The 26062-nt window shown below is 55.1% G+C and carries 27 protein-coding genes; 15 read left to right on the top strand and 12 right to left on the bottom strand.

The window, feature by feature from the left end; genetic code table 11:
* Positions 1-2: 2 nt before the first annotated feature.
* The 4 genes from CKL79_RS11440 (at position 3) to CKL79_RS11425 (ending at position 4725) form a co-directional block, all read left to right on the top strand.
* Positions 3-1028, top strand: a complete 1026-nt coding sequence (locus CKL79_RS11440; protein ID WP_121969717.1) for an ABC transporter permease — start codon at positions 3-5, stop codon at positions 1026-1028.
* A 117-nt stretch (positions 1029-1145) separates the two neighbouring features.
* Positions 1146-1571, top strand: coding sequence for a hypothetical protein (locus tag CKL79_RS11435; RefSeq protein WP_121969716.1), 426 nt, complete (start codon positions 1146-1148; stop codon positions 1569-1571).
* Between the two features lie 107 nt (positions 1572-1678).
* Positions 1679-1906, top strand: a complete 228-nt coding sequence (locus CKL79_RS11430) for a hypothetical protein (RefSeq protein WP_141242195.1) — start codon at positions 1679-1681, stop codon at positions 1904-1906.
* On the top strand, positions 1906-4725 hold the full coding sequence (locus tag CKL79_RS11425) for a CHASE2 domain-containing protein (RefSeq protein ID WP_121969714.1): 2820 nt from the start codon (positions 1906-1908) through the stop codon (positions 4723-4725). The genes CKL79_RS11430 and CKL79_RS11425 overlap by 1 nt, the downstream gene beginning before the upstream one ends.
* Before the next feature lie 25 nt (positions 4726-4750).
* Here the strand turns inward: CKL79_RS11425 and CKL79_RS24190 are convergent, their stop codons facing one another.
* Complete coding sequence (locus CKL79_RS24190) at positions 4751-4885, bottom strand: hypothetical protein (protein ID WP_276299990.1); 135 nt, start codon at positions 4883-4885, stop codon at positions 4751-4753.
* Positions 4878-6014 (bottom strand): S-layer homology domain-containing protein, encoded by a 1137-nt coding sequence (locus tag CKL79_RS11420; protein ID WP_121969713.1) that lies wholly within the window; start codon positions 6012-6014, stop codon positions 4878-4880. Before CKL79_RS11420 ends, CKL79_RS24190 begins: the two co-directional genes overlap by 8 nt.
* A gap of 160 nt (positions 6015-6174) precedes the next feature.
* Here CKL79_RS11420 and CKL79_RS11415 point away from each other — a divergent pair, with 160 nt between their 5' ends.
* The 5 genes from CKL79_RS11415 to bchD all read left to right on the top strand — a co-directional run bounded on the left by CKL79_RS11415 (position 6175) and on the right by bchD (position 10955).
* On the top strand, positions 6175-7098 hold the full coding sequence (locus CKL79_RS11415; protein WP_121969712.1) for a nucleoside hydrolase: 924 nt from the start codon (positions 6175-6177) through the stop codon (positions 7096-7098).
* A gap of 135 nt (positions 7099-7233) precedes the next feature.
* Positions 7234-7821, top strand: a complete 588-nt coding sequence (locus tag CKL79_RS11410; protein ID WP_121969762.1) for a hypothetical protein — start codon at positions 7234-7236, stop codon at positions 7819-7821.
* A 168-nt stretch (positions 7822-7989) separates the two neighbouring features.
* Entirely contained in the window at positions 7990-8298 is a 309-nt protein-coding gene (locus CKL79_RS11405; RefSeq protein WP_121969711.1) for a BMC domain-containing protein, read from the top strand.
* A 223-nt stretch (positions 8299-8521) separates the two neighbouring features.
* On the top strand, positions 8522-8878 hold the full coding sequence (locus CKL79_RS11400; protein WP_121969710.1) for a BMC domain-containing protein: 357 nt from the start codon (positions 8522-8524) through the stop codon (positions 8876-8878).
* Positions 8879-8915: 37 nt separating this feature from the next.
* On the top strand, positions 8916-10955 hold the full coding sequence (bchD, locus tag CKL79_RS11395) for a magnesium chelatase ATPase subunit D (protein ID WP_121969709.1): 2040 nt from the start codon (positions 8916-8918) through the stop codon (positions 10953-10955).
* Here bchD and rbsK read toward each other — a convergent pair.
* Both rbsK and CKL79_RS11385 read right to left on the bottom strand, forming a co-directional pair.
* Positions 10952-11980 carry a ribokinase gene (rbsK, locus tag CKL79_RS11390; protein WP_240518812.1) on the bottom strand — a complete coding sequence of 343 codons (1029 nt, stop codon included), beginning with the start codon at positions 11978-11980 and terminating at the stop codon, positions 10952-10954. The two genes, bchD and rbsK, sit on opposite strands and share 4 nt — an antisense overlap.
* Complete coding sequence (locus CKL79_RS11385; RefSeq protein WP_121969708.1) at positions 11946-12224, bottom strand: hypothetical protein; 279 nt, start codon at positions 12222-12224, stop codon at positions 11946-11948. Before CKL79_RS11385 ends, rbsK begins: the two co-directional genes overlap by 35 nt.
* Before the next feature lie 189 nt (positions 12225-12413).
* On the opposite strand from CKL79_RS11385, the gene dxr reads away from it, so the two are divergent.
* Together dxr and CKL79_RS11375 are read left to right on the top strand one after the other, a co-directional pair.
* Positions 12414-13583 (top strand): 1-deoxy-D-xylulose-5-phosphate reductoisomerase, encoded by a 1170-nt coding sequence (dxr, locus tag CKL79_RS11380; protein WP_121969707.1) that lies wholly within the window; start codon positions 12414-12416, stop codon positions 13581-13583.
* Positions 13584-13632: 49 nt separating this feature from the next.
* The gene (locus CKL79_RS11375; RefSeq protein ID WP_121969706.1) at positions 13633-13845 is read left to right on the top strand and encodes a hypothetical protein; all 213 of its coding nucleotides are present in this window, start codon (positions 13633-13635) and stop codon (positions 13843-13845) included.
* Positions 13846-14022: 177 nt separating this feature from the next.
* Here the strand turns inward: CKL79_RS11375 and CKL79_RS11370 are convergent, their stop codons facing one another.
* The 3 genes from CKL79_RS11370 to CKL79_RS11360 all read right to left on the bottom strand — a co-directional run bounded on the left by CKL79_RS11370 (position 14023) and on the right by CKL79_RS11360 (position 18974).
* Complete coding sequence (locus CKL79_RS11370; RefSeq protein ID WP_240518811.1) at positions 14023-15633, bottom strand: IS5 family transposase; 1611 nt, start codon at positions 15631-15633, stop codon at positions 14023-14025.
* A gap of 104 nt (positions 15634-15737) precedes the next feature.
* The gene (locus CKL79_RS23870) at positions 15738-18152 is read right to left on the bottom strand and encodes an ATP-binding protein (RefSeq protein ID WP_240518810.1); all 2415 of its coding nucleotides are present in this window, start codon (positions 18150-18152) and stop codon (positions 15738-15740) included.
* Between the two features lie 69 nt (positions 18153-18221).
* A complete protein-coding gene (locus CKL79_RS11360) occupies positions 18222-18974 on the bottom strand; it encodes a C40 family peptidase (RefSeq protein WP_240518809.1) in 753 nt (250 codons plus the stop codon).
* A gap of 212 nt (positions 18975-19186) precedes the next feature.
* Here CKL79_RS11360 and CKL79_RS11355 point away from each other — a divergent pair, with 212 nt between their 5' ends.
* The 4 genes from CKL79_RS11355 (at position 19187) to CKL79_RS11340 (ending at position 21809) form a co-directional block, all read left to right on the top strand.
* Entirely contained in the window at positions 19187-20347 is a 1161-nt protein-coding gene (locus CKL79_RS11355) for an alanine--glyoxylate aminotransferase family protein (RefSeq protein ID WP_121969704.1), read from the top strand.
* A 59-nt stretch (positions 20348-20406) separates the two neighbouring features.
* Positions 20407-20844, top strand: a complete 438-nt coding sequence (locus CKL79_RS11350; protein WP_205879063.1) for a CU044_2847 family protein — start codon at positions 20407-20409, stop codon at positions 20842-20844.
* A gap of 164 nt (positions 20845-21008) precedes the next feature.
* A complete protein-coding gene (locus CKL79_RS11345; RefSeq protein WP_121969703.1) occupies positions 21009-21425 on the top strand; it encodes a transcriptional regulator in 417 nt (138 codons plus the stop codon).
* 6 nt (positions 21426-21431) lie between these two features.
* Complete coding sequence (locus CKL79_RS11340; protein WP_121969702.1) at positions 21432-21809, top strand: DUF5615 family PIN-like protein; 378 nt, start codon at positions 21432-21434, stop codon at positions 21807-21809.
* Between the two features lie 200 nt (positions 21810-22009).
* Here the strand turns inward: CKL79_RS11340 and CKL79_RS11335 are convergent, their stop codons facing one another.
* The 5 genes from CKL79_RS11335 to hypA form a co-directional block, all read right to left on the bottom strand.
* Positions 22010-22771 (bottom strand): ABC transporter ATP-binding protein, encoded by a 762-nt coding sequence (locus CKL79_RS11335; RefSeq protein ID WP_121969701.1) that lies wholly within the window; start codon positions 22769-22771, stop codon positions 22010-22012.
* Positions 22772-22811: 40 nt separating this feature from the next.
* Positions 22812-23663: an ABC transporter permease gene (locus CKL79_RS11330; protein WP_121969700.1), complete on the bottom strand. Its 852-nt coding sequence runs from the start codon at positions 23661-23663 to the stop codon at positions 22812-22814.
* A gap of 11 nt (positions 23664-23674) precedes the next feature.
* Positions 23675-24724, bottom strand: coding sequence for an ABC transporter substrate-binding protein (locus CKL79_RS11325; protein WP_121969699.1), 1050 nt, complete (start codon positions 24722-24724; stop codon positions 23675-23677).
* A gap of 77 nt (positions 24725-24801) precedes the next feature.
* The gene (hypB, locus tag CKL79_RS11320; protein ID WP_121969698.1) at positions 24802-25533 is read right to left on the bottom strand and encodes a hydrogenase nickel incorporation protein HypB; all 732 of its coding nucleotides are present in this window, start codon (positions 25531-25533) and stop codon (positions 24802-24804) included.
* A 78-nt stretch (positions 25534-25611) separates the two neighbouring features.
* Complete coding sequence (gene hypA, locus CKL79_RS11315) at positions 25612-25959, bottom strand: hydrogenase maturation nickel metallochaperone HypA (protein ID WP_121969697.1); 348 nt, start codon at positions 25957-25959, stop codon at positions 25612-25614.
* Positions 25960-26062 lie beyond the last annotated feature (103 nt).

Genomic DNA, 26062 nt, shown 5'->3' with positions numbered 1-26062 from the left:
CCATGTCTCGCTCTAATTCTCTCCGGCTCTACGTCATCTCGCGCCTGCTGTTAGCGCCGCTGATGATCTGGACGATTACCACCGTAGTGTTCTTGCTGATGCGGGCCACGCCGGGCGATCCGGTCGATGCGCTGCTCGGCTCCCGTGCGCCTGAGGCGGCAAAAGCGCTCATGCGAACCAAACTGGGCCTCGATCAGCCTTTGCCCAAGCAGTATCTCGACTACCTGGGTGATTTGCTCAGCTTCAACCTGGGCAGCTCTCTGGCTAGTCAAGGGCAAACCGTCTGGCAGATTATTGGCGATCACTTTCCGGCGACGGTGGAGCTGACTTTGTGCGGCATGATTATTGCCGCTGCGGTCGGCCTGACCGTCGGGTCGATTGCCGCTTCCCGGCCCAATACCGTTTTTGATGCGGGGGGGCGGGTGTTTGGCATTGTTACCTACGCGGTGCCGATGTATTGGTTTGGCATGATCTTGCAGCTGGTTTTTTCTGTGCAGCTCGGCTGGTTTCCTATCGGCACGCGGTTTCCGCTGAGTCAGATCGCACCTGCTGGCCCCACCGGACTGTATTTACTAGATAGCCTGCTGCATGGCGATTTGGCTCAGTTTGGCACGACGGTTTACTACCTGGCACTGCCTAGCCTGACGCTGGGCATATTGATCAGCGGTGTCTTTGAGCGGATTGTGCGGGTCAATCTGCGGCAGACGCTAAAGGCCGACTATGTAGAGGCAGCGCGGGCCAGAGGCATTTCAGAATTTAGAATTATCACCGCTCACGCGCTAAAAAACGCCATGATTCCGGTGATTACGATATTGGGCCTGACATTTGCCTCTTTGCTGGGCGGGGCAGTCCTCACCGAGGTGACCTTTTCCTGGCCGGGGCTCGCGAATCGTCTGTATGAGGCCATCAGTCAGCGCGACTATCCGGTGGTGCAGGGGCTGATGGTGTTTTTCGCGGCGATTGTGGCGCTGGTGAGCATTGCTATCGACATTTTGAATGCCTACGTCGATCCGAGAATTCGTTATTGAGCCCTGAAGGCTTTACAGTCACAGGGGTTTTTGCTATTGTAAATTAATATTACCTATCTCTAAGAAAAACTCAATACAAGCTGCCATTATCTATTTATACCGCTCTACCTGATCGCCGTGACTAATTACTCTTCTACCCCCGCAGACGGTTCTTCACCCGCTCTACTAGCCCTGCGGCGCTTCATCCGAGGGACGCTCCGGCAGGTGGGGCTGGGGCTGCTATCGCTAGGGCTAATTTTGAGCCTCAGCGCGCCGGTGACTGCCGATAGCGTGGGCAGCTCGGGCCAGCGTCCGGTTGATCAAGCTTCTACACATATATCTACAGATAGCGCTGCTTCACTAGCGCAGCCATCCAAATCAACAGAAGTGGCTTTAAAGGTTTCCGCACTGACGCAGCTGTCGAGTGAGTTCAAGGGCGCAGCGGCAACGCAGTCCCTTCACTTGCTCAAACCCAGAATGACCCACCATCGGTTGACCAGCGCTCACCTGTTTATTCCTCAAGCAGCTGAACAGATCGTCGTTAGCCTGACGAAGGACGACTGATCCGGTAGAAGATCACCGAACTCAGTGGCCCCGTAGCGCTGATTCCTCAGGGCGGCAGTCGTCGTCAGGCTCAGCGGGGCGATCGCCTCACCGAAGTCGGCGATACTTTGAGTACAGGTGCTAATGCCTCAGCTCGGTTGGAAGTTGATCTGCAAACGGGTTTTGTCACGATGGCTGAAAATAGTCAGCTCACGATTGCTGAGCAGCCACAGTCTCTCGACCGGCAGGGGCGCTTTGATATTGAGGTGGCGCTATCTAGCTCAGCTCGCCGGATTTGGGCGGTCGTCATCACCCCGCTCGGCACCGAGCAAGCCTACGAACTGGTGGTGCCCTGATGCCGATAGCCAGTCAGTTGGGTAGTCAGTTAGGTAGGCAGTTAGGTAGGCAGCTAGTCAGCCGGTTCAGATGGCTACACCGAATCGTGCCAGGGCTAATGGTCAGCCTGCTGGTAGTCATGCTGCTACAGCTCAACGCTTGGGTGCCGATGGAGCGAATCGCCACCTCTGCGCTGATGCGGTGGCGCGGCTCAGTGGGGTGGGATAGCCGGGTAGTGATGATCAGTGTTGATGACAAAACGCTAAGCCAGCTAGGGCAGTTTCCGATCTCGCGCGACTATTATGCCAATCTGCTGCAGTTGCTCACTCAATCAGATACGAGCGCCGTTGTTTTTAATTTGCTGCTTGCTGATATTCAGTCTGCTGGGGCTGATACAGCAGAGAGTGCTGCAGTCGATGCTCGGTTAGCGCAGGCCATGACCGATCATGGCCGGGTGGTGATTGGTCAAACCTGGGGGCTATCAGGCATCGCCATTGAGCCGCTGCCCATTTTAGAATCAGCGGCGATCGCTACTGGCCACTTGCGAGTGCAAATCGATCCGGATGGGCTGACCCGCAGAATTGAGTTGCTTGTAGAAGATATTCCGGCCTTAGGGATTGCAGCGGTTCAGGTCTACAGTTTAGAAAAAGAGCTGGTCAGCATTCCCACCGCTCTCAGCGAAATTCAGATCAACTGGCCCGGCCCCATCAGTGAACTGACGACTCTTAGCCTGATTAATGTGCTCAATGGCCAATTTTCGCCCAGCTCTCTCAAGGACAAAATTATTGTCGTCGGCTACGGGGCAACCTCTGGCCGGACTCATCTGCGCACCCCATTCGACAGTCGGGCACCAGTGCCGGGGGGGTACCTGCAAGCCGCCGTGATCGATAACTTGCTCGGACAGCGCTGGCTGCGATCGCCCTCAAAAAATACCGTGGCGCTAGCGCTGCTGATCGGCGGGTCGCTTTTGGGCGGGCTGTTTTACCGGCGCGAAGTTGGGCTACAGCTCATGGCTGGTAGTGCGATCGCGCTGAGCTGGCTGCTGCTTTGTGTGGTCGCGCTGCGCTGTAGCTACCTGCTGCCGGTGGCGACTCCCCTCATTGCGGTTGGCGCGGTGACTATCGGTGCGATTATTCTAGGCCGACTGCAGGCGAGTGCGCTATTGCAGGTGCGGTCTGCCTTTCTCAGCACTGTTAGCCACGAGATTCGCACGCCGCTCAATGCCATTATCAACCTGTCAGAAATGCTGCAGGAAACCCCTCTAGACCATCGACAGCGCGAGTTTGCCGAGACCCTATACAACAGCAGTCAGACCCTAATGGTTTTGATCAATGATATTTTAGATTTTTCTAAAATTGAGTCAGGGCGGCTGCTGATTGAAAAATATCCGGTGTGCCTGAACGAAACGCTGGAGCGCAGCCTGGAGATGCTCGCGCCTCGGGCCACCCGCAAAGGGCTAGAGCTGGTCCACTCGATTGCCCCGACAACGCCAGCGGTGATTCTGAGCGATCCGGTCAGGCTACAGCAAATCTTGCTCAATCTGCTCAGCAACGCCGTGAAATTCACTGAGGCTGGAGAAGTATCAGTGCGGGTAGAGGCGATCGCTCTGATACCTCCAACCCCTCTATTTTCGCACCAGCGCTCTACGCTCAAGCACTGGGCCTACCACTGGAAAAATCGCCGGACTTCTCAACAGCCAACAGCGCCGCCGCCAGCCCCCAGCCGCTACGAAATCTGCTTTGCAATTAGCGATACCGGCATTGGCATTGCCCCAGAGCGGATGGCGCAGCTGTTTGAACCCTTTTGCCAGGGCAGCGTTTCGACCGCGCGTAAGTATGGCGGCACCGGGCTAGGGCTCTCTATTAGCAAACGTTTGAGCGAATACCTGGGCGGCAATCTATGGGTGAAAAGTAGCCTCGGTGAAGGCAGCACCTTTTACTTTACGGTGCAGGCCGAACTCGCTGCCAACCGCCAACCGATGCCCAGCTATCTAACCGGTCTGAGCGGCACCCATCTGCTGCTAATTGACCCCAACCCAACCCGACGTAACTATCTAGACTGGCAGCTTCAGCCGCTGGGCATCAGCATCACCCCCGCAGACTCACTTTCAGCAGCGCTGCGGCTAATGCGAAACACTGCCTTTGACGGCATCATCTTAGATGAGGCCGTTGCCGTGCCCGCCCATCAACCGAGTCTGTATGGGCCTATCGCCAGTGCAGACTCGCTCACCCAAAGGCTGGCAACCCTGCACGCTGCCGCTGGGTGCAATCAGCTGCCAATCATTTTACTCAGCGCTCTCAGAAGTACGGCCAGCCCGCCTGCTGAAGTGACGGCCACGCTGTGGAAGCCCATCAAGCAAGCTGCCCTCTATCAGTCACTGCGCTTCATCTGCCCCACTGATCTACCGATCCCGCCCCCTGCAGCAGTAGGGTTGGTTGCCTCAGAAGGCGATCGCCGGGCCTGTCTCACTATTCTGATTGCCGAAGACAATCGAATCAATCAGCGAGTCGCCCTGCGGCTGCTAGAGCTGTTGGGCTACCAGGCCGACGTAGCCTGCTCTGGAAAAGCTGTGTTAGCAGCCCTCCAGCGCCAGCGCTACGACGTTATCTTGATGGACATGCGCATGCCAGATACAGACGGCACCACCGCCACCCGCCAGATTCGGCAAATGGATCAGCACCAAAACACCTGGATCATCGCCATGACCGCCAGCACCACCCGCCAAGACCGCCAGCGCTGCTTCGATGCTGGTATGAATGACTACTTAACCAAGCCGATCAAGCGTGAGGTACTAGCACAAGCCCTACAGCGCTGCCCCGCCATGCAGCAAAAAATCTAGCCTCCCGTCTCCTGCCGCCTGCCCTCTACCCACAAACCGCCCGCTCCTGCCCCACATCTGAAGTCACCTGAATAACCCCGATCCCAGCGATCTCGTCAAAAAAGCGGTCTTCGTCCCAAGCTTCAGCATTAGGTTGCTCCGGCCCTGTCGCCTCAGTCATTCTGTCTGGCCCCAGCGCTGCTGTTCGGACTGCTGCCGGTGCTGCTGTCAGTCTCATCCGCTTGAGACTTTGCCGCCGGATTGCGGACTTCCTCAGCGGTGATACCCTCTGTGGAGTTGCCAAAGCGCCAGAGTATGGCAGCGGCCTCAGCGCGAGTCGCTGCTTTGTCTGGTTGAAATAAGGTGGTATAGCCAAACGCCCGCCGAATATTGGCAAAGTCACCGTTTTGATAGTCGGCCAGGATTGCCTGCAGCGCCCGAGGCTCGATTTTGGCGGCATCTTGAAAGCCCCAAGCTTCTTGCACGGCTGCTGGCGTGGCTTGAGGCAGCGGCTGGCGTGTGTCTAAGGGGACTTTCCACAGCACCAGGTCTTTGCGAGTTAGCGGTGCATTGGGGCGAAAGGTGAGCGCAGTGCTGCTGCCCGTGAGCGGGCTGGGAATGATGCCTGCCTCAGCCAGCCCTTGAATAGCGCCAAAATCGGGGTCGCTAGCGGGCACATCTTGAAAGACAGGCTGGCTGCTGGCGATACCGGGGCGGACTTTGCGGCTGCGCTGATCGGCATACAGGCGGTTATTGGTGGCCATTAGCCAGCGGGCATATTCGCGGCGGCTAATCGCCTGATTGGGACGAAATTCATCTGGGCTAGGTAGGGGAGCGGGCTGGGTCCCTAGTGCAGTCGGGGTCGGGTCGGGCGCGGTAGGACTCACCTTGAGCAGATCTAAGCTGATGAGATCTTTTAAATAGGGCTGAATTTCTTCGGGGGCTTTGCTCAGATCTTTGTAGTCGCCAGCGGTGGCTGCGTTACTGCCCGCAGCGGCTTCAGCCTCGGCTCTGGCCTGACGATTGCGCTCGGCAGCAGAGTTGCCGCTGGCACTGTTACGTTCGGCAGCGGCAGTTTCATCGGTGGCAGGAGACTCAGGTTGAGCCCTGTCTGCTGGCTCATCAGGTGAATCTGTTGTCTGTTCATTTTCGGCCAGCTGCGGGTCGGGCTCCAGGCTTCTGCCGAGCGTGTCACCCAGTCTGCTGCCAGAGCAGCCTGCGATCGCCAACAAACTAACCAGCAGGCCAGGAAGGAGCGATCGCCCTACAGCCAATTGCCAAAAACGGTCAGTTAAAGAAATCCGAGTCATCGCCAGCGCCAAAATAGTTTATGTATAGGGAGCATCTATCGTAATCTGGCTCTTAGGCTAGCTTACGGTGGCTACTGATATGAGTAGCTGTACTGAATTTTACAGTTTTGGCTTTGAAAGGTTAAGTGGGAGAGCAGGAGAGAGGAGGCAGGAGAGCAGGATGACTGGCGCTGTGATTATCGATTGTGATCCGGGGGTGGATGATGCGATCGCCCTGCTTTTGGCCTTCGGCGCTCAAATGCCGGTGATGGGTGTGACGACGGTGGCGGGCAATGTGCCGCTATCACTCACCTATGGCAACGCTCGTAAAATTTGTGAATTAGCGGGCCGTGAGGTGCCGGTGTTTGCAGGCTGTCCGCGTCCCTTAATCAGACCTTTGGCGACGGCTGAAGAGGTGCATGGTGCGACCGGTTTGCAGGGCGCAGATTTGCCTGAGCCGAGGGGAAAGGGGCGATCGCAGCACAGCGTTGATTTTCTCATTCAGCAGTTGCTCAGTGCGCCAGCGCCAATTACCGTTGCTGCCCTTGGCCCGCTGACTAACCTGGCCGTTGCCCTGATCAAATGCCCACAAATTGCCGCTCACATTGCGCAGCTAGTGATTATGGGCGGCGCGATGGGCCAGGGCAATATTACGCCCTCAGCAGAATTTAATATCTATGTCGATCCGCATGCGGCGCATGTGGTGCTCTCAGCAGGCATACCCACGACGCTGATAACGCTAGATGTGACGCATCAAGTGCTGACGACGCCCGAGCGCCTGGCGGCCATTCGCGCCATTGGCAACCCTGTCAGTACTGCCGCTGCTGGAATGCTCGCCTTTTATGGTCAAAGCGACTTGGCTCGCTACGGATTGCCTGGCGGCCCCCTGCACGATCCGTGCGTGATTGCCTATTTGCTGAAGCCACAGTTATTCACGACGCGCTCAGTGCCGGTTACCGTAGAACTCACCGGCGAGCAGACTGTAGGCCGTACTGTGGTGGATTGGTATGGCAGCGGTTCTCAGGCGGCGATCAATGTTGCTGAAACGGTCGATGCAGATGGCGTTTATGCCCTGCTGCTAGAGGCGCTTGCTACTTTTTCTTGAGCCTTGAGACTCCCAGTTTGCAGTCCCAGTTTGCAGTCCCAGTTTGCAGTCAATGCTAACCCACAGTATTTTCAACCGCTGCTAGAGAGCGTTCTTGGTAAAATTTTGATCAGCACAATCCACCCCTCGCGAGCCATGGCTTACACCACCGCGCAGCTGTTAGCAATTCTCGATGCAGAGATGAAGGCAGCTGTGCGGGGCGATCGCCTGCTGCTCAGCGCCGACCGCCGCTTTGATGACCCCGTGATTGCTAAAGCCATCGGCCCCCAAAAGCTCAGCCAGATCTATGCCTTTCAAGACTTTCGCGACCAGATTCACCACTACCAGATTGCCGAAGGCGTCTCGGGCATCGTCTGGCGTCACTGTCATTTCCAGGGCCGCTCCGTCCGCTTTCCCGAAATTCACCCGCAGCTCACGGCCACTGCCGAAGACAAGCTCAGACTCGGCGCTGCCAAAGGTGCGGTGATCGCCTTCTGGCGCGAGTGCATTACCGGCCTCAATCTATGGCGAGCGGGCAACCCCCCCGAACCAATTGCGCTAGCGCGCGTCGAAACCCTGATCGAACGGGCCGAATGGGCCGACGCTGAAGCCACCCGCAGCGAACTCTACCTGCTGCTCTGCTGGGGCAACCCCAAAGAAAGCTACTACGCCTGGGCCTACCCGGAGTCGGGGTGCGATCGCATCATCGCCACCCGCCATCAGCCCAGCGGCATTAAGGTTTGAAGAGAAGGCAGAAGGATGAACGATGAACGGTGAATGATGAATGATGAAGGCCGGAGCAACAGCGGTTCGAGAATCGTCATTGTGACGCGGTATAATCAGCGCCAATAAGCCAGCCACACGCCTGACTCCCAACTCATCGTTCATCGTTCCTACTTCATCCTTTCCCCCATGCCCATCGCCGTTGTCACCATCGAAACCCACGGATTCCCTGCCTCCCTCGCAGCGGCGGATGCCATGGTCAAAGCGGCCCGAGTCACGCTGATCAAAATCGCCCCGGCTGACAGCGGCCATCAATACGTGGTCGTCCGAGGTCAAAATGCAGAAGTTGAAAGGGCGCTAGAGGCTGGGCTCAAGGCCGCTAATGCCTGCTATGGCGACGGTGCGTATGCCCACACGCTCATTCCAAACCCCACTCAAAACGTGCTAACTACGCTAGAACTTGACTACACTGAAGAATCCTTGCCCTTCGTTGAGTGAGCTTTTTGGGTGGGCTTTTTGGGTGGGCTTTTCGGGTGGGCTAGGCCGAGGTTCGCAAAGACCCGAGGCTCGCTAAGACAGACTGAAGCTTACAGGCTGAAAAACTGGATTTTCCGCCTTCGAAAAAATACGCTGCCCTCAATTGAGGCCGTTCCCCTTCTCCCGTACAATCATGAATGGAGTTCATAGAGTGGCCTCCATTAAAACTAGGAGACTATAATAGATGCCACAGGCAGTTGGATCGCTTGAAACTAAAGGGTTTCCCCCAGTATTAGCCGCCGCCGATGCGATGGTGAAAGCGGGCCGAGTTACCCTGGTTAGCTACATTCGAGCGGGGAGTGCCCGGTTCTGCATCAATATTCGGGGCGATGTTTCAGAAGTCAAAGCGGCGATGGAAGCGGGCGTAGAAGCCGCCCAAAATGCGCCCGGTGGCGTGCTCGAAACCTGGGTGATTATTCCTCGCCCACATGAAAACGTAGTCGGTGTGCTGCCGATTCAGTTTGATGAGAGCGTAGAAGAATTTCGTGAGGCCGTAGAAGTGCCCGTGATTCCAGGCAGTCGCATGGGTCGCCAGATGTAGGCCAACTGTAGACAGCCTTGTAAACAACCGTTTCACTATGCCAACGCTCCTCACTGCCAATACTCCCGAAACCTTTCCGCTGATGGCTGTTGTCGGTCAGGAGTCGATTAAGTTTGCGCTGCTGCTCTCAGCGGTCGATCCGGGGCTAGGCGGTGTGGTGATCGCCGGGCGGCGAGGCACGGCCAAGTCAGTGCTGGCGCGAGCGCTCTATCAGCTGCTGCCGCCCATTGAGATTATTGAAGGCTCTTGCAACTGCGACCCGACCAAGCCGGGCGAGTGGGACGACGAAACGGCCAGTCGATTTGCGGCTGACACGCCCGTAGCCGATCTGCCCGCTCAAGTCGTCAAAGCGCCTTTTATCCAAATCCCTTTGGGTGTCACCGAAGATCGGCTGCTGGGCTCTGTGGATGTGGCCAAGTCTATTAGCACTGGGGAGAGCGTCTTTCAGCCGGGGCTGTTGGCAGAGGCTCACAGAGGCGTACTCTATATTGATGAAGTCAATCTTTTAGATGATCAGATTAGCAATCTGTTGCTTTCGACGCTGACTCAGGGGCGCAACCAGATAGAGCGTGAGGGCATCAGCTTTCAGCATCCGTGTCAGCCGCTGATGATCGCTACTTACAACCCTGAAGAAGGGAATTTGCGAGAGCATTTGTTGGATCGGATTGCGATCGCGCTCTCTGCCGACACGGGCCTAACTTTAGAAGACAGAGTCGCTGCTGTAGAACAGGTCAACCGCTTTGCCAACGATCCGTCGCCTTTTCTAGCCGAGTACGAAGAAGAAATTGACTCGCTCAGGACTCAAATCATCCTGGCCCGCGAGTGGCTAAAAGATGTCACTATCAGCACCGACCAAATCAGCTATCTGGTGACTGAGGCGCTGCGCGGCGGCGTAATGGGTCACCGGGCTGAGCTGTTTGCTGTGCGGGTGGCTAAAGCCTGCGCCGCGCTTGATGGCCGTACCAACGTCAATGCCGACGATTTGCGCCATGCCGTTGAGCTGGTGATTGTGCCCCGCTCTAGCGCCATTCCCCCACAGGAGGCAGAGAATCCACCGCCGCCACCGCCGCCGCCACAAGATCAGCAAGAAGATTCTGATGAAAATCAGGAAGATGACACCGATCAAGACGATGACTCTGAAGAAGAACAAGAGGAACAGCCTGAGCAGCCGCCCTCTATTCCAGAGGAGTTTGTCTTTGATCCAGAAGGTGTTGTGATAGATTCGTCTTTGCTGTCTTTTGCTGAATCCACTACCCGGCAGGGCGCTTCAGGAAAGAACAGCGTTATCTTCTCTGACGAACGCGGTCGGTACATCAAGCCCTTTATTCCGACGGGGCAGGCTCGCCGGATTGCGGTGGATGCTACGCTTCGCGCTGCCGCTCCTTATCAGAAGGCCAGGCGCGATCGCCAGCCCGACCGCAAAGTCATTGTCGAATCTGGTGACATTCGCGCCAAACGCTTAGCTCGCAAAGCCGGTTCACTGATTATATTTGTGGTCGATGCCTCCGGCTCGATGGCGCTCAACCGTATGCAAAATGCCAAAGGCGCGGTGCTGAGCCTGCTTACTGATGCCTACCAGAACAGAGATCAGGTCGCGCTGATTCCCTTCAGAGGCGAGCAGGCCGAAGTGTTGTTGCCGCCTACCCGCTCAATCACAGCCGCCAAGCGCAGATTAGAGACTATGGCCTGCGGGGGCGGCTCTCCCCTCGCTCATGGGCTTATGCAAGCCATACGGGTGGGCACCAATGCGCAAAAATCTGGCGATGTCGGCAGCGTTGTGATTGTCGCCATCACCGATGGCCGGGGAAATGTGCCGCTCTCCCGCTCTCTTGGCGATGATCCTGAAGACACCGAAGAAAAGCCCGACATTAAAGCCGAACTGCTAGAGATTGCAGGCAGCATTCGCGCTACCGGCTATCAGCTGCTGATCATTGATACTGAGCGGAAGTTTGTTTCTACCGGCTTTGGCAAGGAACTAGCGAAAGTGGCAGGCGGTCGGTATTATCAACTGCCCAAGGCAACGGATCAGGCGATCGCTTCTATGGCTCGCACCGCTCTTTCAGATGCAAAAGCTTAAGCAGTCTGCTTCTTTTTTTGAGTCTCTAAGAACGCTTTAACTTGGGCCCCCGTAGGCATGGCCGACTGTGCGCCAGATTGGGTTACGGCTAAGGCGGCCACGGCACTGGCATAGCGAATAGCAGAGGTGAGCAAGGGGCGATTGTTCAAAGTCTGCGTCTGCATATCTATCTGGCAAAGGGCAGCGGCAAGCCCCCCATTAAAAGCATCGCCCGCCGCTACGGTATCAATTGCTCGCACAGAGAAAGCAGGAATAACAAAGCTCCCGTCAGCCGTGGCACAGACTACGCCTTGCGCCCCCAGTTTGACAATGACTACGGCGATGCCCTGCCGCTGGAGTGTCTCGGCAGCAGCGATCGCCTCCTCCACAGTCTCTACCGCCCTACCGCTCAGTACCGCCGCCTCAGTCTGGTTGGGCGTCAAAATAGAGATATGCTGGCAAAAATTTGGAGATAAGGGGGCGTGGGCAGGCGCTGGGTCAACGATGACCGTCAGTCCGGCGAGATGGGCTAGCGCCGCCGCTTTTTCGACGATGGGTAAAGGAATCTCAAACTGTAGTAGCAGTATCTTCGCCTGCTCAAAATAAGGGCTCAGTCTATCGAGATCGGCGGCGCTGACTTCACCATTGGCACCCGCTGTAATAATGATCTGGTTATTGTCGGGAGAGACCGCAATCAGGGCCGTGCCAGAGGGGGCTTGTTGGCTAGTGGCTACGGCGCTGGTGTCGATGCTTTCAGCCTGGAGGCGATCGCGCAAAACCTGGCCAAAGCCATCCTCCCCCACCCGGCCTACCATCGCCGTTGCCGCCCCTAACCGCGCTGCTGCCACCGCCTGATTTGCGCCCTTACCCCCCGGCACCGTCGCAAAGCCTTCGCTCAGCAGCGTTTCACCCGGCTGCGGCAGGTGAGCGACCCGCGCCACCAGATCCATATTGAGACTGCCCAACACCACTACGTCCATCGGCCCGTCCATCGGCTGCAAATCCTGAGGGTTAGCTACCTTCGCCGGGCCTTTGCCCACCTTCATCCGAATTCCCGTCCAGATCTAAAGGCGGTCGATCAGAACTCCAGGCCCACCAAACTGAGTCGCACTCACATTGATAAAACTCCTGCCATTTACGTTTGCGGCCATCAGTAAAAACGGGCGCACGGCGGTTAAGCCAGACCTGCTTGGCCTCCCGACTGCCCGCTCCACAGGTCGGGCAACCAAACGGCTGCGCATGTACGGCATCTTTTGTCCAAGCTGGGGGAAACGGCGAGAATGCATCCATAGGGTCTGGCCTGCTTCAGGGCGTAATGAGGTGACTATATTATGGCGCTTCTGCCGCTTTTGCAGCGTGATGATAGCCATACGGCCAAGGCCGCTCAGCAGATTTCAGCGCCTCGCTTTAGATTTGAAGCGGTGACCGCTAAGAAACTATAGTGATCTTGAAGCAAACATTACGGACGGTAGCGCTCCTGTGAAAGCCATCTCTCTGCTCGGTTCGACGGGTTCTATCGGCACCCAAACGCTGGATATTGTCGAGCATCATCCCGATCAGTTTCGACTGGTGGGTATTGCCGCCGGTAGCAACGTGGCGCTGCTGGCTCAGCAGGTGATGCAGTTTAAGCCTAAGATCGTTGCTCTATGTGATGAAAGTAAGCTGCCTGACTTGAAAGCGGCGATCGCCGAACTCGATCCGCAGCCGATCATTTTAGCGGGTGAATCTGGCGTGGTAGAAGTGGCTCGCTATGGCGACGCTGAAGCGGTGGTCACGGGCATTGTCGGCTGCGCTGGGCTGCTGCCCACCCTAGCTGCCATTGAAGCGGGTAAAGATATTGCCCTGGCTAATAAAGAAACCCTGATTGCCGGGGGGCCAGTTGTCTTGCCATTGGCCGAAAAGCACGGCGTGAAGCTGCTGCCTGCCGACTCTGAGCATTCGGCTATTTTTCAGTGTTTACAGGGCATTCCTAAAGCGGGGCTAAGAAGGATTTTGCTGACGGCCTCAGGCGGTGCCTTTCGCGACTGGCCGACTGAAGATCTGCCCAAGGTGAAAATGGCCGATGCGATTAAGCATCCGAACTGGTCGATGGGCCGCAAGATTACGGTCGATTCGGCCACGCTGATGAACAAAGGGCTGGAGGTGATTGAAGCGCACTATCTCTTTGGCATGGACTACGACAAAATTGACATTGTGATTCATCCGCAGAGCATTGTTCACTCGCTGATTGAGCTGCAAGATACATCGGTGCTGGCGCAGTTAGGCTGGCCTGATATGCGGCTACCTCTGCTCTATGCGCTTTCCTGGCCAGAGCGAATCTACACCGACTGGGAACCGTTAGACCTGGTCAAAGCAGGCGATCTGACCTTTCGTGACCCCGACCACGACAAGTACCCCTGCATGGATCTGGCCTATGCGGCAGGCCGGGCCGGGGGCACGATGACGGCGGTGCTCAATGCGGCCAATGAGCAGGCAGTGGCGCTGTTTTTAGAAGAGAAGATTCACTACCTGGAAATTTCTAAGGTGATCGAACAGGTCTGCGATCGCCACCGCACCGATCTCAACTCAGCTCCGAATCTAGAAGAAATTCTAGCCGTTGACCAATGGGCCCGGACGGCGGTGATCGAATTAAGCACGGCTTTAGCGTAATGGGGGCTGACTGCCCTGATTTAAACTGGGGAAGCCAAAGGAGGCGGTTATGGAAATAGTCTTGACACTGGGCGCGATCGCGATCGCCATCCTAGTATTTTTCTGGCTGCTGGGCGTAGTCAAAACCACGTTTAGAACGGCTGCGCTAGTAGCGCTCTTTTTACTGGGGCTCTACATCGCCTTTGGCATCGGCCCTGGAGACGTTTGGGCCACAATTCGCAATTGGCTACCTGACTTTTTGGTGCCAAATAGAAGCACTTGAAGCGATTAAGACCGTGCTAGTGGGCTTAACTGGCTGTTGGCTGTTGCAGCGGAATTTGAACGATAAATTCGGTGCCGGTCTCAGGCGCTGAGCAGCAGGTGAGCTTGCCCTGGTGACGCTGAGTGATGATTTGATAGCTAATAGATAGGGCTTGCTGAAAAAGTCGTTTTTTAGAGATTAGCGATCGCCGATTCTCCGAGGGAGAGGCAAAGCCAACGCTAATCTCTGCGTTGCAGGGGCGGCAATAGCATTGGCCCCTGCGGCGGTGATGAATGCACTAATAGTTGTTTTAACCGCCTCATAGGGCTCTATCTGGTACTTCAGGACGCTTCGCCACCTGGCAAATAGGCCAAAAAGCAAGGTCAATAGCTGGCGCAGCCAGCGCTCTAGGTTAAGCACGAGAAAGGTGATGGCAATGGCACACTGAGCCGTTTCAGCGAGCTTGGGCATCACCCTGGCCAGGGAGAAGCGGCGCTTGGCTTGGCCAAACTTACCTTCCACAGCGACGCGCACAGATTCGTCCTGTTTTGCCTGCTGTTTGAGTTCAGCCTGAACGGTGGGGTCTTGCTTCGGTCTACCCAAGGGTGGGCCACTCAAACGAATGCCTCGGGCCTGACACCATCGGCGGTGGTCACGAGTGCGGTAAATCTGGTCAGCATGAACCGAGGCGGGATAGCGGCCAAAGCGCGTCCGATAAGCTTCTACTTGGGCTTGCAGATGAGTGGACTCATTGAAGTTGTCCCAGCTCAAGACATCAAGGAACACACAGCCCTGGATACAGCTAATCGATAGCTTGGCCCCAAACTCTACTGGCACCCCTGCCTTGCCCCGAACAATCGGCCTGACATAGGGTTGGGTGATGCTGACAATGCGGTCATCGATGCGGCGAGCCTGCGTCTGATACATCGCTTTCTGTTGTCGATAGACTTCACTGATGACCAACAACAATCGATACTGCCTGTGACTCAGCTTCGATAAGGTCGCACCCAGCGCTATCAAGTCATCGATATGGCCCAGGTTGAGACCGAGATATTGCAACTGTTGACGAATCCCGTTGCGCCGCTGTTTGCGGCTTGGTCGCCGGTTCTTCGCCACCCACAAATAGGCTTTACGCGCCAGCTTACGATAGGTGCGGGGCTTTGTCTTTAGCTGGCCTGACACCTGGCTGTAGAGCCTATCAAGGATGGCTTCACTATCTTTCCTCGCTTCATTCAACAACCCCAAGTTAGTCGGATAGCGAATGTCAGCAGGCGCGCAGGTCGCGTCGATGATCAACTGACCTTGATTCGACGGCGGTGGTGCGTCGTCGTCGTTGTTGTTTGATGAGCGTGACGGACTCGGTAGATTGGTCTCTGGCTCTGCCTCAGCCACTACCTCTGGCTCTGCTAACATTGAGCACACCACGCGTTCATTCACTTCGGCGACCATCTCTAGATTCACCCGCTTGCGAAAGTGAACCATCATCGAAACCTCAAACGGCGCTTCGTCTCGATACTCGCTAAACCCTAGAAAGTACTGCAAGTACGGATTCTCTCGGATCTGCTGTACCGTCTCTGCATCACTGCTGCCCAGCTTCTCCTTGATGATCAAAGCCCCCAGCGCCACCCGAAACGTTTTCGCCGGGGCACCCATGCTGGCGCTGAACTGACCTGCATACTCTGCTTCCACTAGCGCCCACGGGATGAGTGCCGCTAATTTGACCCACCGATTATCCGCTGACAGTTGGCCGCTGAACGGCAGGTAGAAATCCTCAAATGACAATTGTCCGGGCGCTGCGCTGCGATACATACCGACTCAAGTGCAAGGGTTTTGACCATCCTTGACCTTTTTCCTTGCACTTTTCAACCCCCTTTCGGCCCAAATGGACTGTAATCACTACGGTCTATACTTTTTCAGCAAGCCCTAGATAGGCCGAGGCCGGTGCCTTTGCCGACGGGTTTGGTAGTAAAAAAGGGGTCAAAAATTCGCGATCTGACCGATTCTGGAATGCCGGGGCCGTTGTCGGCGATCGCAATCTCAGCCCACTGACTATCCACCACTCCCGTGCGAATCGTAATCTGATTGGGACTGGCAGTAATTTCCTGATAGCTACGCCCGGCGTTACTCTCTGCCATCGCATCTAGCGCATTCGCGAGAAGATTCATCAACACCTGGTTAAGCTGGCTAGGGTAGCACTCCACTAGCGGTAGCTGATCGTAGTCGCGTACGACTAATGTTGCCGGATGCTCAGGCGCAGCCTTTAAACGATGCTGCAAGATTAGCAGCGTGCTTTCGAGGCCCTCGTGAAGATCAACAGCTTTGCCGGCAGATTCATCTACGCGAGAGAAATTACGTAGCGATAGAACAATTTCGCAAATGCGGTCGGTCCCTATCACCATAGAGCTGATAAGCTTTGGCAAATCTTCTCTGAGAAAATCCAGGTCGATCTCATCAATTTTTGTCTGGATTTCAGCAGATGGCAGGCAAACATGAGCTTCGTATAGCTGTACCAGGGCCAGCAAATCTGTTACATACGTCTCGATATGAGTGAGATTGCCGTGAATGAAACTAACGGGGTTGTTGATTTCATGCGCTACGCCTGCCACCAGTTGGCCTAAACTTGAGAGTTTTTCTTGCTGGATCATCTGCATTTGGGTCTGCTGAAGTTGATCAAGCGCTGTTTCTAATCTCTGAGAAAAGGTTTCGGCAGCCTGACGGGCGCGGTTGACAGCGGCAATTTTAGGAAAAACCGTCCAGCAGGCGATCGCAACGCCCACAAAAGACAGTACCAGTACCACCAAAAAATCCATAGGAGCCCCGACATCGGCGCGGCTGACCGCTGCCCCAGCCTGCCAGCTAACCACCGCTGTAGCCCCAATAAACCCCACTAACATGGCAATCTGAGCGGTGATAAAGTCCTCAAACGTGTTTGCACTCTGGTCGCCGCGTCTCAACCAGTCCGGACAGGCAGGCGACCAGGACTGAATGATCGCAATAGCCCCGTGCTCAGGCCAGGAGCGGATCAGATGGTCGCTCAGGGCGATCGCCATCGGCAGCAGCAGCCCTATCATGAAATTTTTTCCGCCCCAGGCCCAGCCCCCTACCCAGAGCACAAACAGCTCTACCACCGCCATGAAGAGCGCCAGCCACGGCCACATCACCCCAGGCTGACCGCGCTGGTACCATAGCCCCCCATGCAGCACGATAAAAGCAGCCAACCAGCCCACGCCCGTCACCATGACGATCTGATGCAGGTCACCCCAAGCCAGACAGCCCAGACTCAGCACTAGCGTCAGCCACAGCCCAGGCGCGAACACTCCCTGCTGAGAGACGCGGCCAAACAGCGGTGAAAGCTGCTGATCTTGAGCTAGCTGATACAGCACACGCGGCGCGATCGAGACCGCAGTCGCTAAAGACAGCAAGCAGCTCGACACGACTAAAAAAGTCACCAGCAGCGACGTGGCTGATCCCCAGTAGGGCGCAGCTGCCATGAGCAGCGTCAGAAAGGGGTCTTGACTGTCCGCACCAGGTAAGTGCAGCAGCGACCACGAACCTGCCACATAAATGACCGGGATCAAGACAGCAACCGATTTCAGGCTGTGTAAGGTCTTTTGCGGCTGCTGACTATCGGCAACAAAGGCAGCAGCCGTTTCACAGGCATAAAAGGCGTAAGTGCCACTCAGGTACCATTTGGCCCAGCCCTGTAGAGAAAACCCAACGCTCACTGGCGGCTCTGCCCAGCCCTGTGCTATGCCGGTCGTCAACAGCCAGCCGCTGCCTTGCAGACAAAAAGCCAGCAGTAGCCCCACAGCAGGCAGTAAAAAAAACAGGTGCAGCGTGCTGAGTGCCCGACTGCCGCTAAAAGCTACGATAAAGGGCAGCAGCACAAACCCCACTTTTAGCCCGATGCCAGGCCGCGCAATACCCAGTGGCCCTAGATTGGTTTGAATCAGGTCTGCCAGAATAATCGCATTGACCGGTAGCACCGCCACCCAGCTGAGAAAATAGCCAATGGCCGCGTAGCGAGTCAACCAGGGAACACCCGGTAACAGATGACTCAGATAGTTGGGCGTACCGCCAGCCACATGAGGCAACTGCTGACCCAACTGGCGGACTTGCAGATTGATCACCATGCCAAAGACAGCGCCTGGAATCCACACCCACATCGCCTGCAGACCCAGCTCTGCATGTACCCCAGGGGCAACTCCAATCCACAGCAGCAGGCCAGTTAAGCCAAATCCCAGCGTTTCAATCAGGGACAGCGTGCGAGGCAGCATCGGCGACGAGGCAGAAACCGCGAGAGAAGAAGCCGCGAGAGAAGAAGCCATAGAAGTGAGCCAATGTAAAGCCTGCCTTTACAGTTCCCAGATAGTGCTCTCTGAGGTTGAGCAGCGCTATCAAAATCTTCGAGTGGGCTGTTTTCTTGTGGGCTGTCTTCCTCTTGGCAGATAGCTGGCGACAACTCGGCCATAGCAGCGCAGCAACGCCTGATAGCTGGCGCTCACAGGATGGCTCAGATCAGTTAGTGAGTCGATACCAATGCTGTTGCGCCCGGTGTCTTTGCCCGAGCTGTGAATATAGCGTTCCTCACCTAAAGACAGCGCCACATGTGTCGTGCGGTCGGGCGTACCAAAAAAGATCAGATCGCCGGGCTGCAGGGCTGAGCGATCAATGCGCTGAGTAAAGTCTTCTTGCTGATAAGCATCGCGCGGCAGCTGGATATCTGCCGATAAAAAAGCCGCCTGCACCAGGCCAGAGCAGTCATAGTTGGGGGCAGTCGTGCCGCCCCAAAGATAGGTATTGGGCGTTGCCATGGCCGCTTGGGCAAAGTCAATCACCTGCGGCAGACGCGCCTGAATCTCTTGGGCGGTGAGTACTGGCGCTTGGTATGGCTGCTCGATAGCGGTCAGATAGCGGACTTGGTCGGCGGCAATCCAGCCTGGGTAGTCGTCTTGGCAGAGGCAAACGCGAACGGCACTGTGATCTTTTGCCACTTCTAGCACCTGTAGCGGATGACCCGTATCGGCTTGAGTCACCAGACCCTGACAGATGAGACTTTTGTACAGGTTGATTGGGCGATCGCACTCATACGACCGCACCAGTCCCCGGTAAATCTCTTCCTGCAGGTCAGCTAAGGTCACTCTACTCACTTCTAATCCCCAAAAATCAAGACCTACAACTTCAAGCCTTAATGCTTTTAAGCCCTAACAGTAGCGGCAATCAGTATCTCTGTCCCCAGAATTAGATCTTCAGAATCAGCAGCGACCCAAAGATCCGGTCGATAGACAAGGTAGGCTGGTATACGAGCTTACAGTTTTATGTGTCTCTTTCTTTTGTCTGTCTTCGCAAAGACCGAGTTTCTATGACTACCACTCTTTCTACCTACCGCATCGACAATCGTCACTTAAAGTCGCTCGGCCCATTAGATATTCCCGCGCGACTGCTGCTTGGCCCAGGCCCTTCTAACGCAGACCCAGCAGTGTTAGCGGCGATGGATCGTCAGCCCATTGGCCACCTCGACAAAGCCTATCTAGAACTGATGGATGAGGTGCAGGCGCTGATGCGCTACGCCTGGCAAACCGATAACCGGATGACGCTGCCGGTCAGCGGCACCGGATCAGCCGCGATGGAAGCTACGCTCGCCAATACGATAGAGCCTGGCGATCGCGTGCTGGTTGGCGTCAACGGCTACTTTGGTCATCGCCTAGTCGATATGGCCGGTCGCTACGGCGCTGAAGTGAGCACAGTCAATCGGCCTTGGGGAGAAGTATTCACCCTTACCGAACTTCGCGCTGCGATGGAAACTCACCGCCCTCAGATTTTGGCGCTAGTGCATGCCGAGACCTCGACTGGGGTGTGCCAACCGATGGATGGCATTGGCGATCTGTGCCGCGAGTACGACTGTCTGCTGATTCTCGATACGGTCACGAGCCTGGGCGGCGTGCCGCTGTTTTTAGATGAGTGGAAGGTCGATCTGGCCTATAGCTGTAGCCAAAAGGGGCTGAGCTGCCCGCCAGGAAGTTCTCCCTTTACGATGGGCGATCGCGCGCTCGAAAAACTCAACAACCGCAAAAGCAAAGTCGCCAACTGGTACCTAGACATGTCTTTGCTAAGCAACTACTGGGGCAATGGCCGCACCTATCACCATACCGCCCCCGTCAACATGACCTACGCCATCCGCGAAGCCCTGCGCCTGTTAGCCGAAGAAGGCTTAGAAGCCCGCTGGAACCGTCACCAACAGGCGGCTGAATATCTGTGGGATGGCTTAGAGGCAATGGGGCTCTCCTGTCATGTAGACCGCGAATATCGGCTGCCTACCCTGACTACCGTCCGCGTTCCTAAGGGTATCAATGCTAAGGCCGTCACAAGTAGGCTCATTGACGAGCACAACATGGAGCTAGGCGGTGGCTTAGGAGATCTTGCGGGTCAGGTTTGGCGGGTAGGACTGATGGGCTACAACGCTGAGAAAAAAAACGTAGATAAGTTTTTAGCAGCGCTAACCAAGGTGCTTGCTGAAATGTAGCAAAAGCCCTGCCTGTACTACCTTTTAGCATCATAGGAAATCCTCGTGAACAAATATTCATGGGGATTTTTCATTCAATATTTGTCTTCACTTCATCACTTCACCAGATATCCCTGCGCCTCATCCTCATCCTCTCCTACCGTGAAGCCCTAGAAGACGCCGATGGCACTACCTACACCGTCCTGATAGAGTCTGCGAATCCTGCCGAACTGCCCGATGTCGGGGGGGTAGATAGCGATCGCGAAACCTACGGCCTCACCGAAGACATTCAAGCCCAACTCAAAAACATACACGGTACCATCCGCGCCTACACCTGGTACGTCATCGGCGCATTCAAAAACTTAGCAGGCGCAGAAGTCGAAGAAATCAACCTCAAATTTGGCATGAAAATTGGCGGCAAAGCCGGACTGCCCATATTCACCGAAGGCACCGCCGAAAGCAACTTTGAAGTCTCTGTCAAATGCAAGTTTCCCAGCGTTAGTCCTAGCGCTCGCTGACCGCTTGCTGGGCGAGGGCACGTATCATTCAACTCAAGAAGCTGATACGGAGGGTTATCCGCTTCGATATATCTAAACAGGTATCAGTTACAGTGCTGACATCGTAATCTATGTCTTTTTTTGCTAAGCTATCACTACAAAATCCTGTGTTTTAGGAGCTGCAAATGTCGAAAGTGGTCAGTGCCCGGTTACAGGATGGAACTTTTCAGCGGCTCAGTCGTGTGGCTCGAATTTTAGATAAAACGCCTAGCGATACGGTAGCAACGCTGGTGGAAGAGTCTTTAAGAGCAATAGAGTTTGCGCTGATTGAATTTCGCAGTTCTCCTTTAGGGCGGCAAGCCTTCATGCAGGGATCGTCATTGGCGGTCTGGGAAGTGATTGAAATTTCCCAGCAGTATCAGATGAATGAAGAGAAAGTTGCCGAGCATTTCGAGCGTTCCCCTGAGTGGGTTAAGGCGGCTTTCAACTATGCAGAAGCCTATCCTAAGGAAATTGATTTTGCCATTCAAGATTCTCAGGCTGTAACGCTGACAGACTTGAAAAGACGATTGCCCAATCTCGAAGTGTTTTCAGTTGATTAGCGCCACATGCTCTCTTTTTTGCTAGATGAACATATTTCTCCAAAGGTAGGCACACAGCTTCAGAAAAAGCTTCCTGAGATAACCGTTCGCGCCTTGCAAACATGGCAGCAGGGGCGGTATTTGCAGGCCTCTGACGAGCTGCTGCTCACTGTGGCCGCTCAGCATTCACTCACACTAGTCACGTACGATACCAGGACAATTCCGACTTTGCTGAGAAGTCTGGCAGTGCAGGGACAGCATCACTCTGGTATTGTCTTCATTGACCAAAAAACAATTGCAGCCAGCGACATTGGCAAATTGACCAAGGCGCTGCTGTCCCTGTGGAAAGCAGAAAACAAAAGCATGTGGACGGATAGGATTATGTTTCTTCGATCTCCGCGCTGAAAAAGCTGCACTGTAGAAGGGTTGGACAATGAAGTGAGCGATCGCCACCCCTTCTACTGACACTCCCTACTCACAGCCTATGATACAGATACTACCTGCCGCTCTACAATCAGAGAACCGCTACAATGCTGGTCTCGCTTTGCAAGCGCCAGGAGAAGCTTGATCGTAGCGAAAACTTGAGGCAGAAGATAATCGACCTTCTATGAGACAGCTTGCTGTGTCAGCAAGCGCGTTACCTGGTCTTGAAAGTACTGAAATTGGGGGTCTTTACGAGTGGCTACCGTCCGGTCTGGCCCGAGCTTTACGCTAATCTCTGCCTGAATTGTCCCTGGGCGAGCAGTCATGACGTAGATGCGCTGTGAGAGAAAAACAGCTTCACGCACGTCGTGAGTGATCATTAAAATGCTGGTGCCTGTGCGCTTCCAAAGCTCTAGCAAAAACTGTTGCATGGTCTCTTTGGTCTGCACATCGAGCGCGCCGAAGGGTTCGTCCATCAGGAGTACTTTGGGTTGGCTGGTGAGGGCGCGGGCGATCGCCACTCGCTGCTTCATGCCTCCTGACAGTTGCTTCGGCAACGCCTGGGCAAATTGGGAGAGCCCCACCATATCAATGTAGTAAGACGCTGGCTGGCGGCGCTCTTTAGGCTTAACGCCCTGTAGTTTCAGGCCAAACTCCACATTTTTTTGTACCGTCATCCAGGGGTACAGCGTGTAGTCTTGAAAGACCATGCCCCGATCTGCGCCCGGCCCTTCGACTAGCTGATAGTCAACGGTGATACTGCCTTTGGTGGGCTGCTCTAGCCCGGCAATTAGCCTGAGCAAAGTAGACTTGCCCGAGCCAGAAGCGCCCACCACACAGACAAATTCACCCTGCTCAACGTGCAGATTTAACCGCTTCAGCGCTGTAATAGTGCCTTTGTTGGTTGAAAATTCCTTGTCTAAGTCCGAGACTTTTAGATGCATGAGGTGTCCCTTGGTAGGCGCAATTGGGAGGGGGCAGCAGCTACTCGACGGCCCATTTGCAGGTAGTTTTTAGGAGCCAGCGCAGTGAAAGATCGATTAAAAAGCCGATGATTCCCAACAAGATCAGGTAGGCAAAAATCTCGTCTGTTCTAAAAAACTTTTGAGCGATCGCAATCCGTTTTCCCAATCCCTCATTGGCCGCGATGAGTTCAGCTACCACCACCAGATTCCAGGCTGCTGCCATGTTAATGCGAAAAGCGTCGATGATATTAGGCAATACATAGGGCATAATCACCTGCATGAGCGTTTGCCGGCGTGAGCCACCCATCGTGTAAGTTGCCTCTAGCAAATGCTTAGGAACAAACTTCACAGCGTCCATAATCATTAGCGTATTGAAGAAAATCACACCGATAAAGATCAGTGCAATCTTCGGCGCTTCGCCCAAGCCCAAATAGATAATCAGCAGCGGAATGAAAGCCGGCGCAGGCATATAGCGGACAATGCCAATAATCGGCTCAAAGAGCGATCGCACCGTCGCAAACGCGCCCATCGCAATCCCTAGCGGCACCGAAATCACAGCCGCCAGTAAAAAGCCAGAGCCGACCCGCATCAGGCTAGCGCCAAGATCTTCTAGCACCACGCCCTGGCTCCACAGTTCTCCAAAAGACGTGATTACAGCCGCCGGAGACGGTAAAAACTTCGGGTTGACCAGGCCGCTGCTCGAAAGCAGCCACCACAGGACTAGCGGGATTATCACCGAGAGCACTCGCAAACTCCAGTCCAACCGGGCTGGAATAGGTTCGCTAAGCTGCCAAAACGGTCGGGGCTTCAGGCTTTTGCGATCGCCTCGATTTAACTGCTGAACTGGCGCACTCTCCTCCGTTCTCGTCATTTAGAGCCTTCCTATTGAGCAGCGGCGTAAGCTTTAACAAACTGATCGTCCAAAATCGTCTCTAAATTCGGTGTTTCAGGAATAAAGCCAACGCCCACCATAAAGTCGGCCATCTCTACTGCCGCTGATGGCATATGCTTGATCCCCTCGCCGTCGCTAAAGGCTTCGAGATTGTCTTGAATGGTAAAAAACCGAGTGCCGTCTTGAAGCTGCCGCACTTCTTCTGGGGCGATCCCGGCCCGTTCAGCCAAAATCTCGTCGGAGCGCTCAGGGTTCTCCTCCATAAAGGCGCGCACGTCAAACCAGGTATTGACAATCGCCTGCACGTCGTCTGGCCGCTCATCAATGATGGTCTGGCTCATCACCAACAGATCAGGAATGGCTCCTGGAAAGTCGGCAGAAGAGATCAGCTCTTTACTACCTGCGCGCTCTAAAGCAATTGACCAAAAAGGCGGAAAAGCCCCTACCGCGTCGGCCTGACCTGCTGCAAAGGCGGCAGCGGCTGCGCCCGTTTCCAGCGGCAAAATCTCTACATCTTCTCGGGAGAGACCTTCTTTTTCTAAAGCCAGCGTCAATAAGAAGTCATCAACGACGCCTTCCTCTACAGCGATTGCTTTTCCCTTCAGGTTGGCCACCGTATTGATATCTTCGGTAACGATGATTTTGTCATTGCCCGCAGAGTTGTCGTTGACCAGCACCGCTGCCTGCCCATTGACTGAGTCAGCGGCAAAAGAAATGGTGTCGTTCAGAGTTTGACAGTTGCCGTCAATCTGACCGGCGGCCAAAGCCTCCATCGATTGGATGTAGCCATCAAACCACTTCATCTCTACATTGACGTTATTGGCGGCAAAGAGACCTTCCTGCTCAGCGATCGCCCAGGGCCACCAGCCGGGCCAACTGCTATAGCCAATCACAATCGGCTCGTTTGATGCAGCCGCAGGGGCGCTACTGTCGTCACTGCCAGCGCTACTGCCAGCGTCATCAGCCTGCCCGCAGCCAACGGTGACCAGCATCGTGCAGAAAAAGGCAAGAAAAAGTGAGGTTAATTGGCGTCGTTTCATTGAAAGAGGGTACTCAAAAGAGAAGAAGAGAAGGCAATACGAATCAAATCAAAAGCATGGTCTAGCGCGATCGCCCCTCAGGCTAGCTGAGACGATACTTCAGCAGCTTCAGCTTTAGACCGCTGAGCCGACACTGTCTGCCGTACCCAGTCAAACCAGGTCTCTAGCCCCTCGCCTGTTTTAGCAGAGACTGGAATGACCACTACCCGAGAGTTTAGCTGACGGACATTGGCCACAATGGTATCAATGCTTACATCCAGGTGGGGAGCCAGATCTGTTTTAGTAATTAACAGACAGTCCGCTTCTCGAAACATAATCGGGTACTTCAGCGGCTTGTCTTCTCCCTCAGTCAGGCTTAGCAATGCAACTTTGGCATGCTCTCCCACTTCAAATTCGGCTGGGCAGACCAGGTTGCCAACATTCTCGACAAATATCAGATCAAATTCACTGGGCTGCTGTTCTTGCTCAAGCTGCTCTTGCTCAAACTGATGCAGACCACCAGCCACCATCTTAGAGTCCAGATGGCAGGCTCTACCGGTATTAATTGCTACAACGGGTACGCCATGTTGCCGCAGCCGGTCGGCGTCTAGCTGAGTCGTCATGTCGCCTTCGATCACCGCTATCCGCAGCTCAGAGCGTAGCTGTTGCAAGGTTCTTTCTAGCAGCTGCGTTTTGCCTGCGCCGGGGCTGCTCATCAAGTTCAGGCAGGTAATGCCCCACTGATTGAGGCGATCGCGATTGGCATCGGCTCCGTGCTGATTGGCGTGGAGCAAGTTCATTTCTAAAGCAGCGTCAAAAGTTTGGTGCACGAGAAAAATCCAAAAAAACGGCGGTAGGAAGCACCAGCTGGCCCTCGTTGTATGGGAGCGCTGGATAGATCTAGATATCTAAACGGCCATTGACTGTGAAAACTCAACCCGCTCAATTTTTAGCTCTCGCCCGGAGCGAATATCGTCCATCGGGGCCTGACAGGTAGGGCAGGCATATTGCGACCCTATCTCTGGGCGGTATTCCTGCTGGCAGGCATGACAAAAGGCAATCAGCGGCGTTTCTTTGATCACCAGCTCGGCCTCGCTCAAAAAAGTCCCCTGGGTCTGCGCCTGAAAAGCAAACACCAGGCTAGCCGGTTCTACGCAGGTAAACGCGCCTACGGTCAAATGCACCCGCTCTACCGCTGGGTGACCCGGCTGCTCAGCCAGCCAGTCTTTTACGGTGAAAATTAGGGCTTTGGTCATGTCTGTCTCATCAACCTGGGGTGGGTCTGAAACCCCGGACTTTTAGTCCGCATCTTGCCTCCGTCACAAGATGAGAGTTATAATGTGAGGCATGAGTCAAAGA

Origin of the sequence: Leptolyngbya sp. BC1307, assembly GCF_002286735.1 — a bacterium.
Classification (GTDB): domain Bacteria; phylum Cyanobacteriota; class Cyanobacteriia; order Phormidesmidales; family Phormidesmidaceae; genus Phormidesmis.
This window is presented reverse-complemented; position numbering and strand designations above follow the sequence as displayed.

Excerpts from the sequence above, each read along its gene's own strand:
- CKL79_RS23870 (WP_240518810.1), bottom strand. The coding sequence starts at position 18,152 with ATGGCTTCTTCTCTCGCGGCTTCTTCTCTCGCGGTTTCTGCCTCGTCG.
- CKL79_RS11375 (WP_121969706.1), top strand. The coding sequence starts at position 13,633 with ATGGAAATAGTCTTGACACTGGGCGCGATCGCGATCGCCATCCTAGTA.
- CKL79_RS11335 (WP_121969701.1), bottom strand. The coding sequence starts at position 22,771 with ATGCATCTAAAAGTCTCGGACTTAGACAAGGAATTTTCAACCAACAAA.
- CKL79_RS11420 (WP_121969713.1), bottom strand. The coding sequence starts at position 6,014 with ATGACTCGGATTTCTTTAACTGACCGTTTTTGGCAATTGGCTGTAGGG.
- CKL79_RS11340 (WP_121969702.1), top strand. The coding sequence starts at position 21,432 with ATGCTCTCTTTTTTGCTAGATGAACATATTTCTCCAAAGGTAGGCACA.
- bchD (WP_121969709.1), top strand. The coding sequence starts at position 8,916 with ATGCCAACGCTCCTCACTGCCAATACTCCCGAAACCTTTCCGCTGATG.
- CKL79_RS11330 (WP_121969700.1), bottom strand. The coding sequence starts at position 23,663 with ATGACGAGAACGGAGGAGAGTGCGCCAGTTCAGCAGTTAAATCGAGGC.
- CKL79_RS24190 (WP_276299990.1), bottom strand. The coding sequence starts at position 4,885 with ATGACTGAGGCGACAGGGCCGGAGCAACCTAATGCTGAAGCTTGGGAC.
- CKL79_RS11400 (WP_121969710.1), top strand. The coding sequence starts at position 8,522 with ATGCCACAGGCAGTTGGATCGCTTGAAACTAAAGGGTTTCCCCCAGTA.
- hypA (WP_121969697.1), bottom strand. The coding sequence starts at position 25,959 with ATGACCAAAGCCCTAATTTTCACCGTAAAAGACTGGCTGGCTGAGCAG.
- CKL79_RS11405 (WP_121969711.1), top strand. The coding sequence starts at position 7,990 with ATGCCCATCGCCGTTGTCACCATCGAAACCCACGGATTCCCTGCCTCC.
- rbsK (WP_240518812.1), bottom strand. The coding sequence starts at position 11,980 with ATGAAGGTGGGCAAAGGCCCGGCGAAGGTAGCTAACCCTCAGGATTTG.
- CKL79_RS11350 (WP_205879063.1), top strand. The coding sequence starts at position 20,407 with ATGGGGATTTTTCATTCAATATTTGTCTTCACTTCATCACTTCACCAG.
- CKL79_RS11440 (WP_121969717.1), top strand. The coding sequence starts at position 3 with ATGTCTCGCTCTAATTCTCTCCGGCTCTACGTCATCTCGCGCCTGCTG.
- CKL79_RS11385 (WP_121969708.1), bottom strand. The coding sequence starts at position 12,224 with ATGGATGCATTCTCGCCGTTTCCCCCAGCTTGGACAAAAGATGCCGTA.
- CKL79_RS11370 (WP_240518811.1), bottom strand. The coding sequence starts at position 15,633 with ATGTATCGCAGCGCAGCGCCCGGACAATTGTCATTTGAGGATTTCTAC.
- CKL79_RS11345 (WP_121969703.1), top strand. The coding sequence starts at position 21,009 with ATGTCGAAAGTGGTCAGTGCCCGGTTACAGGATGGAACTTTTCAGCGG.
- CKL79_RS11325 (WP_121969699.1), bottom strand. The coding sequence starts at position 24,724 with ATGAAACGACGCCAATTAACCTCACTTTTTCTTGCCTTTTTCTGCACG.
- CKL79_RS11355 (WP_121969704.1), top strand. The coding sequence starts at position 19,187 with ATGACTACCACTCTTTCTACCTACCGCATCGACAATCGTCACTTAAAG.
- CKL79_RS11425 (WP_121969714.1), top strand. The coding sequence starts at position 1,906 with ATGCCGATAGCCAGTCAGTTGGGTAGTCAGTTAGGTAGGCAGTTAGGT.
- CKL79_RS11410 (WP_121969762.1), top strand. The coding sequence starts at position 7,234 with ATGGCTTACACCACCGCGCAGCTGTTAGCAATTCTCGATGCAGAGATG.
- CKL79_RS11415 (WP_121969712.1), top strand. The coding sequence starts at position 6,175 with ATGACTGGCGCTGTGATTATCGATTGTGATCCGGGGGTGGATGATGCG.